Annotated in this window: 13 protein-coding genes; 10 read left to right on the forward strand and 3 right to left on the reverse strand. The window is 69.1% G+C overall.

The annotated features are described in order from the left end of the window. Positions 1-66: 66 nt before the first annotated feature. Genes argC through ACFWV3_RS34305 form a run of 9 tightly spaced genes read left to right on the forward strand, consistent with a single transcriptional unit; the run spans position 67 to position 7,941 of the window. The gene (gene argC, locus ACFWV3_RS34265) at positions 67-1,080 is read left to right on the forward strand and encodes an N-acetyl-gamma-glutamyl-phosphate reductase (RefSeq protein WP_382417526.1); all 1,014 of its coding nucleotides are present in this window, start codon (positions 67-69) and stop codon (positions 1,078-1,080) included. Continuing rightward, the gene (gene argJ / locus ACFWV3_RS34270) at positions 1,077-2,249 is read left to right on the forward strand and encodes a bifunctional glutamate N-acetyltransferase/amino-acid acetyltransferase ArgJ (protein ID WP_382417528.1); all 1,173 of its coding nucleotides are present in this window, start codon (positions 1,077-1,079) and stop codon (positions 2,247-2,249) included. Before argC ends, argJ begins: the two co-directional genes overlap by 4 nt. After that, a complete protein-coding gene (gene argB / locus ACFWV3_RS34275; RefSeq protein WP_382417530.1) occupies positions 2,246-3,118 on the forward strand; it encodes an acetylglutamate kinase in 873 nt (290 codons plus the stop codon). The genes argJ and argB overlap by 4 nt, the downstream gene beginning before the upstream one ends. Continuing rightward, positions 3,115-4,272 carry an acetylornithine transaminase gene (locus tag ACFWV3_RS34280; RefSeq protein ID WP_382417532.1) on the forward strand — a complete coding sequence of 386 codons (1,158 nt, stop codon included), beginning with the start codon at positions 3,115-3,117 and terminating at the stop codon, positions 4,270-4,272. Before argB ends, ACFWV3_RS34280 begins: the two co-directional genes overlap by 4 nt. After that, positions 4,269-5,201, forward strand: coding sequence for an ornithine carbamoyltransferase (gene argF / locus ACFWV3_RS34285; RefSeq protein ID WP_382417534.1), 933 nt, complete (start codon positions 4,269-4,271; stop codon positions 5,199-5,201). Before ACFWV3_RS34280 ends, argF begins: the two co-directional genes overlap by 4 nt. Beyond that, the gene (locus ACFWV3_RS34290; protein ID WP_382417535.1) at positions 5,198-5,683 is read left to right on the forward strand and encodes an arginine repressor; all 486 of its coding nucleotides are present in this window, start codon (positions 5,198-5,200) and stop codon (positions 5,681-5,683) included. The genes argF and ACFWV3_RS34290 overlap by 4 nt, the downstream gene beginning before the upstream one ends. After that, positions 5,676-5,942 carry an argininosuccinate synthase gene (locus ACFWV3_RS34295; protein ID WP_382417537.1) on the forward strand — a complete coding sequence of 89 codons (267 nt, stop codon included), beginning with the start codon at positions 5,676-5,678 and terminating at the stop codon, positions 5,940-5,942. Before ACFWV3_RS34290 ends, ACFWV3_RS34295 begins: the two co-directional genes overlap by 8 nt. A gap of 12 nt (positions 5,943-5,954) precedes the next feature. Continuing rightward, complete coding sequence (argH, locus tag ACFWV3_RS34300; RefSeq protein ID WP_382417539.1) at positions 5,955-7,346, forward strand: argininosuccinate lyase; 1,392 nt, start codon at positions 5,955-5,957, stop codon at positions 7,344-7,346. Further along, positions 7,336-7,941, forward strand: coding sequence for a DNA-3-methyladenine glycosylase (locus tag ACFWV3_RS34305; RefSeq protein ID WP_382417541.1), 606 nt, complete (start codon positions 7,336-7,338; stop codon positions 7,939-7,941). The genes argH and ACFWV3_RS34305 overlap by 11 nt, the downstream gene beginning before the upstream one ends. On the opposite strand, the gene ACFWV3_RS34310 is transcribed toward ACFWV3_RS34305, so the two are convergent. From ACFWV3_RS34310 to ACFWV3_RS34320, 3 genes are read right to left on the reverse strand one after another with little or no spacing between them, the layout of a single operon-like run. Further along, positions 7,933-8,994, reverse strand: a complete 1,062-nt coding sequence (locus ACFWV3_RS34310) for a toll/interleukin-1 receptor domain-containing protein (RefSeq protein ID WP_382417543.1) — start codon at positions 8,992-8,994, stop codon at positions 7,933-7,935. The genes ACFWV3_RS34305 and ACFWV3_RS34310 overlap by 9 nt on opposite strands. A 19-nt stretch (positions 8,995-9,013) precedes the next feature. Further along, positions 9,014-10,054: a toll/interleukin-1 receptor domain-containing protein gene (locus tag ACFWV3_RS34315; RefSeq protein WP_382417545.1), complete on the reverse strand. Its 1,041-nt coding sequence runs from the start codon at positions 10,052-10,054 to the stop codon at positions 9,014-9,016. A gap of 11 nt (positions 10,055-10,065) precedes the next feature. After that, a complete protein-coding gene (locus ACFWV3_RS34320) occupies positions 10,066-10,482 on the reverse strand; it encodes a hypothetical protein (RefSeq protein WP_382417547.1) in 417 nt (138 codons plus the stop codon). A gap of 113 nt (positions 10,483-10,595) precedes the next feature. Here ACFWV3_RS34320 and tyrS point away from each other — a divergent pair, with 113 nt between their 5' ends. Then, the gene (gene tyrS / locus ACFWV3_RS34325) at positions 10,596-11,870 is read left to right on the forward strand and encodes a tyrosine--tRNA ligase (RefSeq protein ID WP_382417549.1); all 1,275 of its coding nucleotides are present in this window, start codon (positions 10,596-10,598) and stop codon (positions 11,868-11,870) included. Positions 11,871-12,447 lie beyond the last annotated feature (577 nt).

Here is a 12,447-nt window from a genome sequence, read left to right on the forward strand (position 1 = left end):
TCGATCAGGTGGACAGGTGGCCACAGTCTGTTGAGTGGGTTTGCATGACCGTGCATAATCATGCGCATGACAGTGAGGATCGCGGTCGCGGGCGCCAGCGGGTACGCGGGTGGCGAGCTGCTCCGCCTGCTACTGGGACATCCGGACGTCGAGATCGGCGCGCTGACGGCGAACAGCAGCGCCGGGGACCTGTTGCTCAAGCACCAGCCGCACCTCCTGCCGCTCGCGGACCGCCGTCTACAAGACACCACAGCCGAGACCCTCGCAGGGCACGACGTGGTCTTCCTCGCACTTCCGCACGGCCACTCCGCCGCCATCGCCGAGCAGCTCGGTGACAGCGCGGTCGTCGTCGACTGCGGCGCCGACCACCGCCTGACCAGCGCCGACGACTGGACGCGCTGGTACGGCGGTGAGCACGCGGGTTCCTGGCCGTACGGGCTCCCGGAGCTGCCCGGCCAGCGGGACAGGCTCGTCGGCGCCCGCCGCGTCGCCGTCCCCGGCTGCTACCCGACGGTCTCGTCGCTCGCGCTCGCCCCGGCCGTCGGCCTGATCGAGGACGAGGTCGTCATCGTCGCCGTGTCCGGCACGTCGGGCGCAGGCAAGTCGCTCAAGACGAACCTGCTCGGGTCCGAGGTCATGGGCTCGGCCAGCGCGTACGGCGTCGGTGGCGCCCACCGGCACACGCCGGAGATCACCCAGAACCTGAGCGCCGCCGCCGGCCGCCGGATCAAGGTCAGCTTCACGCCGGTGCTCGCGCCGATGTCGCGGGGCATCCTCGCCACCTGCACGGCTCAGCTGCGAGAGGGCGCAAACGTTCGCGAGGCCTACGAGAAGGCGTACGCGGACGAGCCGTTCGTGCACCTGCTGCCCGAGGGTTTCTGGCCGACGACGAACGCGGTTCTCGGTTCGAACGCCGTCCAGCTGCAAGTCACCGTCGACGAGGACCTGGGCCGGCTCGTGGTCGTGGCCGCCGTCGACAACCTGGCCAAGGGCACCGCGGGTGCCGCCGTCCAGTGCATGAACCTCGCTCTCGGCCTGCCGGAAACGTCCGGCCTCTCGACCGTTGGAGTAGCTCCGTGAACCGCACCAAGGGCGTCACCGGACCGAAGGGCTTCCGGGCCGCCGGGATCGCCGCCGGGATCAAGGAATCCGGCGCGCTGGACCTCACGCTCGTCGTCAACGACGGGCCGTCCGACGCCGCCGCGGGCGTCTTCACCACGAACAAGGTGAAGGCCGCGCCGGTGCTGTGGTCGCAGCAGGTGGTCCAGTCGCACCGCCTCACCGCGGTCGTGCTCAACTCCGGCGGCGCCAACGCGTGCACCGGCCCCGAGGGCTTCCAGGACACCCACACCACGGCCGAGAAGGTCGCCGAGGTGCTCGGCACCGGCGCCGTCGACGTCGCGGTGTGCTCCACCGGCCTCATCGGCGAGCGCCTGCCGATGGACAAGATCCTCGCCGGTGTCGAGAACGTGGCGAAGGAGCTGGATTCCACGGAACAGGCGGGCCTCAACGCCGCCACCGGCGTGATGACCACCGACAGCCGCCCGAAGCAGTCGTGGAAGGCGTCCGAGCAGGGCTGGTCCGTCGGCGGGTTCGTGAAGGGCGCGGGCATGCTCGCCCCCAACCTCGCCACGATGCTGTCGGTCATCACCACCGACGCCAAGATCTCCGGCGAGCAGCTCGACCAGGCGTTGCGCCTCGCCACCTCGCGCACGTTCGACCGCCTCGACGTCGACGGCGGCACGTCCACCAACGACACCGTGCTGGTCCTGGCGTCCGGTGCCTCGGGCGTCGAGCCGTCGTTCGACGACTTCACCGCGTTGCTGACGGAGGTCGCGGGTGACCTCGTCAAGCAACTGCAGGGCGATGCCGAGGGCGTGACGAAGGAAATCAGCATCACGGTCAAGCAGGCCGCTACCGAGGCCGAGGCCGTCCACATCGGACGGACGGTCGCCGAGGACAACCTGGTGAAGACCGCGTTGTTCGGCAGCGACCCGAACTGGGGCCGCATCGCGATGGCACTGGGCCGCGCCGACGCCGAGATCGACCCGGACGTGCTGCAGATCCTGATCAACGGGGTGTCGTTGTACCGCAACGGAACCCGTGACCGCGACCGGTCCGAGGCCGACCTGAGCGGGCGTGACGTCGAGATCGTCATCGACCTCAACGTCGGTGACGCCGAAGCCACCGTGCTCACCACGGACCTGTCCCACGACTACGTCGAAGAGAACAGCGCGTACTCCTCATGAACGCACAAGAGAAGGCCGCGGTCCTCGTCGAAGCACTGCCGTGGCTCGAACGCTTCCGCGGCGCTTTGGTGGTCGTCAAGTACGGCGGCAACGCCATGGTCGACGACGAGCTGAAGAAGGCGTTCGCCGAGGACATGGTGTTCCTGCGGCTGTGCGGCCTGCGCCCGGTCGTGGTGCACGGCGGCGGCCCGCAGATCAAGTCGATGCTGGACCGGCTCGGCATCCACAGCGAGTTCCGCGGCGGCCTGCGCGTCACCACGCCCGAGGCCATGGACGTCGTGCGGATGGTCCTGGTCGGCCAGGTCGGGCGTGAGCTCGTCGGCCTGATCAACCAGCACGGCCCGTACGCCGTCGGCATCTCCGGCGAGGACGCGCACCTGTTCACGGCCACCCGCCGCGGGGCCCTGGTCGACGGCGAGGAGGTCGACATCGGCCTCGTCGGCGACATCACCGAGGTCAACCCGGACGCGGTGCTCGACATCGTGCGCGCCGGCCGCATCCCGGTCGTGTCGTCGGTCGCGCCGGACGTGCACGGCGTACCGCACAACGTCAACGCGGACACGGCGGCCGGCGCTCTCGCGGTCGCTCTCGGCGCGGAGAAGCTCGTCGTGCTCACAGACGTCGAAGGCCTCTACTCGAACTGGCCCGACAAGTCGTCGCTGGTGGACCAGATCCGGGCCGCCGAGCTGGAGAAGATCCTGCCGGACCTCGAAAGCGGCATGGTGCCGAAGATGGAGGCCTGCCTGCGCGCGGTGCGCGGTGGGGTTCCGCAGGCGCACGTGATCGACGGCCGGCTCGCGCACAGCGTTCTGCTCGAAGTGTTCACCTCCGAAGGCGTGGGCACGATGGTGTTGGGGGACAAAGGATGACCACTCGCTGGCAGCAGTCCATGATGGACAACTACGGCACGCCGACGCTGCAGCTCGAACGCGGTGAGGGCGCGCACGTCTGGGACGCCGACGGCAACCGGTACGTCGACCTGCTCACGGGCCTCGCCGTCAACGCGCTCGGCCACGCCCACCCGGCGATCGTCGAGGCGGTCTCGACGCAGATCGCTAAGCTCGGCCACACCGGCAACCTCTACGTCAACGAGCCCGCTTTGAAGCTCGCCGAACGCCTGCTGGACATCGCGGGCGAGCCCGGCAAGGTCTTCTTCTGCAACTCCGGCGCCGAGGCCAACGAGGCGGCGCTGAAGATGGCGCGCCTCACCGGCCGCACCAAGGTCGTGTCCACGATCGGCGGGTTCCACGGCCGCACGATGGGCGCGCTCACGCTGACCGGCCAGGAGCCCAAGCGCGCGCCGTTCGCACCGCTCGTGCCGGGCGTCTCGCACATCCCGTTCGGTGACGTGGCGGCGCTCGAAGCCGCGATCGACGACGAGACGGCGGCGTTCGTCGTCGAGCCGATCCAGGGCGAGCAGGGCGTTGTCGTGCCTCCGGCCGGCTACCTGCAGGAGGCTCGCCGCATCACCGCCGAGCACGGCGCGCTGCTGATCCTCGACGAGGTGCAGACCGGCGTCGGCCGCCTCGGCACGTGGTTCGCGTTCCAGCAGGCCGGGATCGTGCCGGACGTCATCACCCTCGCCAAGGGCATCGGCGGCGGCCTGCCGCTCGGCGCCACCATCGGCTTCGGCGCGGCGGCCGAGCTGTTCAAGCCGGGCCACCACGGCACGACCTACGGCGGCAACCCGGTGTGCTGCGCCGCCGGTCTCGCCGTGCTGGACACGATCGCCTCGGAAGGCCTGCTGGAGCACGCCTCGTCCGTGGGCAAGGAGATCGCCGCGGGTGTGGAGGCGTTGCACCACCCCGCGATCTCCGGAGTTCGGGGAGCCGGCCTGCTGCTCGGCATCACGCTGCGCGAGGCGGTCTCGGCGAAGGCCGCGGCGGCCGCGCAGAAGGCCGGTTACCTGATCAACCCGATCCAGCCCGACGTGCTGCGGCTCGCCCCGCCGCTCGTGCTGGAGACCTCCGACGCGCAGGCCTTCGTCGCCGCGCTCCCCACCTTCTTCGAGGAGCAGGCATGAGCCCCCGGCACTTCCTCCGCGACGACAGCCTCGACACCGACGAGCAGTCGGCCGTCCTCGACCTCGCGGACTCCTACAAGGCGGACCGGTTCAGCGCGAAGCCGCTGGCGGGCCCCAAGTCCGTCGCCGTGATCTTCGAGAAGAACTCGACGCGCACCCGCCTGTCGTTCGAGGTCGGCATCGCCCAGCTCGGCGGCAACCCGGTGATCATCGACGGCCGGTCGATGCAGCTGGGTCGCGAGGAGACGATCGAGGACACCTCCCGGATCCTGTCCGGGTACGTCGACGCCGTGGTGTGGCGGACGTTCGCACAGGCCCGCATCGACGCGATGGCGTCCGTGTCGCGCGTCCCGGTCGTCAACGCGCTGACCGACGAGTTCCACCCGTGCCAGGTGCTCGCGGACCTGCAGACGATCCGCCGCCGTTACGGCAAGCTCGCTGGACTGACGCTCACGTACCTGGGCGACGGCGCCAACAACATGGCGCACTCGCTGCTGCTGGGCGGCGCCACGGCCGGCATGCACGTCCGCGTCGGCGCGCCCGCCGGGTTCGTGCCGAACCCGCAGTTCCTGGAGGACGCCAAGAAGCGCGCCGCCGAGACCGGCGGGTCGGTGGCGTTGATCAGCGACCCGCTGGCTTCCGTCGACGGTTCGGACGTGCTGGTCACCGACACGTGGACGTCGATGGGACAGGAGAACGACGGCAAGGACCGCGTCGGCCCGTTCCGCCCGTACCAGGTGAACGCCTCTCTGCTGGCGGCGACGGGCAAGCCCGACTCGACGGTCCTGCACTGCCTGCCCGCCCACCGCGGCTGGGAGATCACCGACGACGTGCTCGACGGCCCGCAGTCGCTCGTGTGGCAGGAGGCCGAGAACCGGCTGCACGCGCAGAAGGCGCTCCTCGTGTGGTTGCTGGAGCAGTCGTCATGACCCGCACCGCGCGTCAGGGCCGCATCGTCGAGATGGTCAGCCAGCTCGTCATCCGCAGCCAGTCCGAGCTCGCGAAGCTCCTCGCCGCGGAGGGCATCGAGGTCACCCAGGCCACGTTGTCGCGCGACCTGGACGAGCTCGGCGCCGTGAAGCTGCGCGGTCCCGACGGCGGCGCGCCGATCTACGTGATCCCCGAGGACGGCAGCCCCGTCCGCGGCGTCCAGGGCGGCACCACGCGGCTCGCGCGCGTGCTCGGCGAGCTGCTGGTGTCCACGGACTCCTCGGCGAACCTCGCCGTCCTGCGCACCCCGCCCGGCGCGGCGCAGTTCCTGGCCTCCGCACTCGACCGGGCCGCGTTGCACGAGGTCGTCGGCACGATCGCGGGCGACGACACGATCCTCGTCGTGGCCCGCGAGCCGATGACCGGTGCCGAGCTCGCCGACCGGATCGCCGCGCTGGCCTCGGGTTCGGTCGATGAATGACCCGGTGCACGCGGTCCTGACGTTCGACGCGGGCGTGGTGGTGGCGGTGGACGGCGAGACCGTCTCCGTCGCCGAGGCCGTCCGCGAGATCAACTTCCGCGGCGGCGTGGTCCGCTCCAGCCTGGGCTCGGTCGCGGTCAGGGTCGCGCGGATGGCACTGCCGTCGGGGTCCGGGGAGGTCGACGTCGCGCTGTACGAGGGGCGCGTCGTCGGGCTCATCGCCCGTTCGGAAGAATCGCTCTACGACTTCGCTAGCTGAAAGTTGCGTCTGATGAGTTCTTTGTGGGGTGGCCGGTTCGAGTCGGGACCGGCCGAGGCGATGGCGCGCTTGTCGCTGTCGACGCACTTCGACTGGCGGCTGGCGCCGTACGACATCGCCGGTTCGCGCGCGCACGCCCGTGTGCTGCACGCGGCCGGTCTGCTGACGGACGACGAGCTGGCCGGCATGCAGAAGGCGTTGGACGAGCTGCTCGCCGACGTCGAGTCCGGCGCGTTCACCCCGGTGCTGGAGGACGAGGACGTCCACACGGCCCTGGAGCGCGGCCTGATCGACCGCGCCGGCACCGACCTGGGCGGCAAGCTGCGCGCCGGCCGGTCCCGCAACGACCAGGTGGCGACGCTGTTCCGCATGTGGCTGCGCGACGCGGCCCGTCGCGTTGCCGCCGGTGTGCTGGACGTCGTCGACGCGCTCGCCACGCAGTCCGAGACGCACTTCGGCGCCGTGATGCCCGGACGCACGCACCTGCAGTCCGCGCAGCCCGTGTTGTTGTCGCACCATCTCTTGGCCCACGCGCACGCGTTGCTCCGTGACGTCGACCGCCTGCACGACTGGGACAAGCGCGCCGGGTTCTCCCCGTACGGCTCGGGTGCGTTGGCCGGCTCGTCGCTCGGCCTCGACCCCGCGAAGGTGGCCGCCGACCTGGGCTTCTACGCGCCGGTCGAGAACTCGATCGACGGCACCGCCTCCCGCGACTTCGCCGCCGAGATCGCGTTCGTGCTGGCCATGATCAGCGTGAACCTCTCGCGGGTCGCCGAGGAGGTCATCATCTGGACCACCGCGGAGTTCCGTTTCGCGGTGCTCGACGACGCGTGGTCCACCGGCAGCTCGATCATGCCGCAGAAGAAGAACCCGGACGTCGCGGAGCTCGCGCGCGGCAAGTCCGGCCGCCTGATCGGCAACCTGGCCGGCCTGCTCGCGACGCTGAAGGCCCAGCCGCTCGCGTACAACCGCGACCTGCAGGAGGACAAGGAGCCGCTGTTCGACTCGGTCGAGCAGCTGGAGCTCCTGCTGCCCGCGTTCGCCGGCATGGTGGCGACGTTGAAGTTCGACGTGGACCGGATGGCCTCGCTGGCTCCCGCCGGGTTCACGCTGGCCACGGACATCGCGGAATGGCTGGTGCGCCAGGGCGTCCCGTTCCGCGTGGCGCACGAGGCCGCCGGTGCGTGCGTGCGCGCGGCGGAGAACCGCGGCGTCGGCCTGGAGGACCTGACCGACGAGGAGTTCGCCGCGATCTCGCCGTCGCTGACCCCCGAGGTGCGATCCGTGCTGACGGTCGAGGGCTCTATCGCGTCCCGCAACGCCCACGGCGGCACGGCGCCCTCTCGCGTCCGTGAACAGCTCGACGCTCTCGTCGCGAAGGCCGCCTCCGCGCGTGAGTTCTAGGCTGCTGACCGAGGAGGAGCTGGCCGTCGACCCCGTCGACGCGTCCCGGCTCCTCCTCGGCTCGTTCCTGGAAGCCGGCGACGTGCGGGTGCGCATCGTCGAGGTGGAGGCGTACCGGGGCGGCGACGACCCGGCGTCGCACTGCTACCGCGGCAAGACCCCGCGCAACGAGGTGATGTTCGGACCCGCCGGCCACCTGTACGTCTACTTCGTCTACGGCATGCACTTCTGCGCCAACGTCGTCTCGCTGACCGACGGCGTCCCCGGCGCCGTGCTGCTGCGTGCGGGCGAAGTCGTCTCCGGCGAGGACATCGCGTTCTCCCGCCGCCCCGCGTCCCGTTCCGCCGCCGAACTGGCCAAGGGCCCCGCGCGGTTGTGCAAGGTCCTCGGGCTGGACCGCTCGCAGAACGGCGTCGACCTCACCTCCGCCGACTCGCCGGTCCGTCTGTACGCGGGGGAGCCGGTGACCGAGGTGTTCTCGGGACCGCGCGTCGGCGTCGCCGTGGCGATGGACGTGCCGTGGCGGTTCTGGATCGACTCGCCCGCGGTGTCGACGTACAAGCGCGGCGGGAAGCGGCGCCCCCGCTCAGCGTGATCGCTTGACCTGCTCGATCGCGTCGTCCAGAGCGAGGCTGAGGTTTGGGTCGATCGTGAAGCTCAGCATGAATTCGTACGTGACGTTCTCGCCCGCGCTGACACGCTCGACCAACGTGTCGGCGAGCATCAGGAAGTCGGCGGCGAGTTTGCGGATCGCGGTGACGGGGCCATCTGCGTAGCGGGCCTGCAGGCTGGCGACGCGCCGGACCTCGTCGTAGAGGTAAGTGGTGCCGCGGACGTCCCGCGCCCAGTCGAGCAGCTCCCCGTACAACTCCACCAGCCGTTGGGCGGTGTGGATGACCTCGTCCGGGTTCAGGTTGTTCGTGTCGCCCGGTTCGCCGAAGGTCCTGAGCCGCTTCTCCGGGGAGAGGATCCGCTCCGCTGAGTCGGTGATCTCGGCCAGCATGGCGTGGCGGTGCCTGAACGGGTCGAGGCTGAGCACGTCTAGGACGGCACCGTTGCGTGGCGCGTATCCACTGACGTGATCCCGGAACTTCGGTTCGAGCGCGTTGACGCCCTGGAAGAGGATGCCGGCGAACAGCAGGTATGGCCACGCCGGTGGCCGTGCCGCCAGCAGCGACTTGACCTCGTCCGCGGTGCGCGGAGCTTTGGTGATGAGTTCCGGTTGAGCCGGGGAATGACGTCCGAGCTTCTTCACCACAGCCGCTGCTATTACATCGGTGCCGTGTTTTTGCAGATCGAGGTACGCGATGGTCGGCGGTAGGCCGGGCACTTCAGTGTCGTCGATGCGGATAGGAAGCAGGTACTCCTCTGCCTTATCCAGGGCGCGTGCCTGTGCCGCCTGGCGCTCGACCCTGGTCCACTTCTTCTCGACGTAATGCTTCGATGCGAACAGCAGCACGTACCGAACCTTCTTGCCGTACACCTCAGGCAGGTGGTCGACGAGGTTCACGCCCCACAGCTCGGCCACCCGGTCCTCATCGTAGAAGACCTTGACGCCGAGCTCCTCCAGCCGCCGCACGACGGGCAACACATGATCACGGTCTTCCCCGGCGAACGAGGGGGCGACGTCGAACTCGTACTCGTGCACGCGGCCATCTTGCACCGGATCAGCGTGACAGCCTGTCCAGCGCGACCTTGAACTCCCGCTCCAGCGCCGGATCCACCTCGAACACCAGCGGCACGGTCATGTTGATCTGCTCGCCGGCCGTCAACCGTTCCACCAGCGTGTCCGCCACCTCGCGCAGGTCCTGGGCAACGCCGTGCATCGCCTGCAGCTGCTGGTCGGCGAACTGCGCCTGAACGCGCGCCGCTGCCCGTGCGTTCTCCTCGGCGTAGCTGGTGCCGTGGATGCCGCGCGCCCACTCGAGGATCTCGTCGAACGTCCGCACGAACAGCTCACCGAGGTGCACGATCCGGTCGGGGTCGCCCGGTACGCCGGGCCTGCCGAACGCCGCCTCCTGCGTGTCCGCCGTGAAGACCGTGTCCACCGCGACCTTGATGATCTCGCCCAGCAGCACGTTCCGGTCCCGGATCAGCGTGATCCCGCTGCCGTGCTCGACCGTCCCGTTGCGCGGCGCGTACCGCAGGAAATGCTCCCAGTACTTCTGCTCCAACGCGGAAAGCCCTTGTGCCACAACGGTCACGTAGAGCAGGTACTCCCAGCCGCGCGGCTTCTCCCGTGCCAGCGCGGCCACCGACTGGGGTGTGATCGGGGTCGAGGGCGTGAACTCGGCGCGGTGCTGGGCGAGCTTCTGCACCACGGCGTCGGCGATCGTCTTCGGGGAGTGCAGGCGCAGGTCCAGGTAACCGACGTGCGGGGAGAGACCGGGGACCGGCGTGTCGTCGAGCCGGATCGGCAGCACGTACTCCGTGTGCTGCTCCAGCGCCTGGCCCAGGGCGGTCCGGCTCTGCAGCCTCGACCACTTGTCGACGTAGTGCTTCGAGCTGAAGAGCAGCACGTACCTGGCACGCCGGCTGAACGCCTCCGAGAAGTACTCGACCAGGTCGAGCCCCCACATCTCGGTCTGGCGCTCCGGGCTGTGGAAGACCTCGACACCCGCCGACTTCAGCAGCGCGACAACGGGGAGGACCTGGTCGTGGTCCTCCCCGGCGCAGGACAGGGCGACGTCGAACTCGTACTCGGCCACCCCGCCATTCTTTACGGCCTGACCGTCCTGCGGTACCAGGCCCGCCGGTAACCGGAGGGCAGCGCGATACGCGTGATCAGGTTGGTGAGCAAGGCACCGATGACCAGCCACAGGATCGCGGCCAGGCCCTCGTTGAGCAGTGTCGCCACCGCGGCGTTGTCCGGCGTGAACAGGCCGTCCAGGCCGAGCGTGATGCCGTCCGCCCACCCGGCCACGAACTGGAAGAACCCGTTGCCGGCGTTCGCACCGGCGATCACCAGGAAGATGTGCACCAACAACACGATGGCGAACACCCAGCACACGACGTCGATGATCGCGCAGACGGTCCGCACCGTCCGCACCTTGCGGTAGTCCGCGTCGCGTTCGACGACCTCTTCGACCACCGGCTCGTTCACCCGCGGCATGTGCGGTTCGTTCACGCGCGGCATGTGTTCCGTCGGCCGCCGTAACTCCGCATCACGTGGATCCGTCATGTCCACGTGCGTACCCGTACACGCACCACGTCGAAACCTGTTGGACCAGGTAGGCGACAATGAGTGCCGTGAGCGAGCACATCCTTGACGAACTGTCCTGGCGCGGCCTGATCGCGACGTCCACCGACCTCGAAGCACTCCGGAAGGACCTGGACGCCGGCCCGCTCACGCTCTATTGCGGTTTCGACCCGACGGCGCCGTCGCTGCACGCCGGCAACCTGGTCCCGCTGCTGATGCTCAAGCGCTTCCAGATGGCGGGTCACCGGCCGATCGTGCTGGCGGGCGGTGCCACGGGCATGATCGGCGACCCGCGCGACACCGGTGAGCGCACGCTGAACTCCCTCGACACCGTCGCCGAGTGGGCCGATCGGATCCGCGGCCAGCTGGAGCGGTTCGTGCACTTCGACGACTCGCCCACCGGCGCGGTCGTGGAGAACAACCTGAACTGGACCGCCCAGGTCAGCGCGCTCGAGTTCCTGCGCGATGTCGGCAAGCACTTCTCGGTCAACGTCATGCTGTCCCGCGAGACGGTGAAGCGCCGCCTCGAGACCGACGGCATGTCGTACACCGAGTTCAGCTACGTGCTGCTGCAGTCGAACGACTACCTGGAGCTCAACCGGCGCTACGGCACCGCGCTGCAGATCGGCGGCTCCGACCAGTGGGGCAACATCGTGAGCGGCGTCGACCTGGTGCGCCGCGTCGAGGGCAAGCAGGTGCACGCCCTCACCGCGCCGCTGGTCACCGACGCCGAGGGCCGCAAGTTCGGGAAGTCGACCGGCGGCGGGCGCGTGTGGCTCGACCCGGAGATGACCTCGCCGTACGCCTGGTACCAGTACTTCGTGAACGTCGACGACGTGACGGTGCTGAACTACCTGCGCCTGTTCACGTTCCTCTCGCGGGAGGAGCTGGACGAGCTCGAGAAGCAGACCGCGGAGGCACCGCACCTGCGGGCCGCGCAGAAGCGCCTCGCGCAGGAGTTCACCGACCTGGTGCACGGTGAGCAGGCGACGCAGCAGGTCATCCTCGCGTCGGCAGCGCTGTTCGGCCGGGGCGACCTGCGCGAGCTCGACCTCCGGACGCTGGCGAACGCGCTGGCAGAGGCCCCGACCGGGGAGGTGCGGCTGGCGGACTCGCCGACGATCCTCGACCTGCTCGTCGTGACCGGTCTCGCCGACAGCCGGGGATCCGCCCGGCGCACGGTGAAGGAGGGCGGCGCGTACGTGAACAACGTGAAGATCACCGACGAGGAGTGGGTGCCGTCGGTCGACGACCTGCTCCACGGCGAGTGGCTGGTGCTGCGTCGCGGCAAGCGCAACAACGCCGGCGTGCACGTGCGCGTCTGACCTGCTGGTTCCTCGTTCCGAAGGCCGTCGTCCCCGATCGGGGCGGCGGCTTTCGATCTTTCTACGCGTGACGGCGGTCACAGTGTGTCGGGATCTGGGCTGCGATAGCTTGTTCGTGGGTCCTGTATGGGGCTGTTGACCTGCGGTTTCTTAACCGCGGGTGACGGTGGTGCCCCCGATTTGACCCTGCGTTGGCGTGCGTGTAACTTTCTCCATGTCAGCGCGGAACGGGCCGGGAACACCGGAACGGAGCGCGACGAGGGTCACGAACCAAGCTTCCACTGAGTGTGGTAGAGTGGGTGACCGCGAAACGATGAAGACCCAGCCGGTAGCTCGTCTGAGCTCAGAGGCCAAGGGCGTCGGAAGTTTCAAACACAAGCTTATGTACGACACAGCCTCGGATCGAGTCGCCGTGTGGCGGATCGTGATGATGAGCGCGTGTTCTTTGAGAACTCAACAGCGTGCCGAAACACAGCCAGTAATATGAATACTCCTCGTCAGGAGTATTCCTTTGAGTAGTTTTACCAGATTGCCAGACAGATTCCGTCTGGCCGATCAAACACAATCCTTATTGGAG

The sequence above is a fragment of the Lentzea sp. NPDC059081 genome, assembly GCF_042738015.1.
In the GTDB taxonomy this organism is placed as follows: domain Bacteria; phylum Actinomycetota; class Actinomycetes; order Mycobacteriales; family Pseudonocardiaceae; genus Lentzea.

Excerpts from the sequence above, each read along its gene's own strand:
- ACFWV3_RS34320 (WP_382417547.1), bottom strand. The coding sequence starts at position 10,482 with ATGCCGCGCGTGAACGAACCGCACATGCCGCGGGTGAACGAGCCGGTG.
- argH (WP_382417539.1), top strand. The coding sequence starts at position 5,955 with ATGAGTTCTTTGTGGGGTGGCCGGTTCGAGTCGGGACCGGCCGAGGCG.
- argC (WP_382417526.1), top strand. The coding sequence starts at position 67 with ATGACAGTGAGGATCGCGGTCGCGGGCGCCAGCGGGTACGCGGGTGGC.
- ACFWV3_RS34295 (WP_382417537.1), top strand. The coding sequence starts at position 5,676 with ATGAATGACCCGGTGCACGCGGTCCTGACGTTCGACGCGGGCGTGGTG.
- argF (WP_382417534.1), top strand. The coding sequence starts at position 4,269 with ATGAGCCCCCGGCACTTCCTCCGCGACGACAGCCTCGACACCGACGAG.
- ACFWV3_RS34280 (WP_382417532.1), top strand. The coding sequence starts at position 3,115 with ATGACCACTCGCTGGCAGCAGTCCATGATGGACAACTACGGCACGCCG.
- argB (WP_382417530.1), top strand. The coding sequence starts at position 2,246 with ATGAACGCACAAGAGAAGGCCGCGGTCCTCGTCGAAGCACTGCCGTGG.
- ACFWV3_RS34290 (WP_382417535.1), top strand. The coding sequence starts at position 5,198 with ATGACCCGCACCGCGCGTCAGGGCCGCATCGTCGAGATGGTCAGCCAG.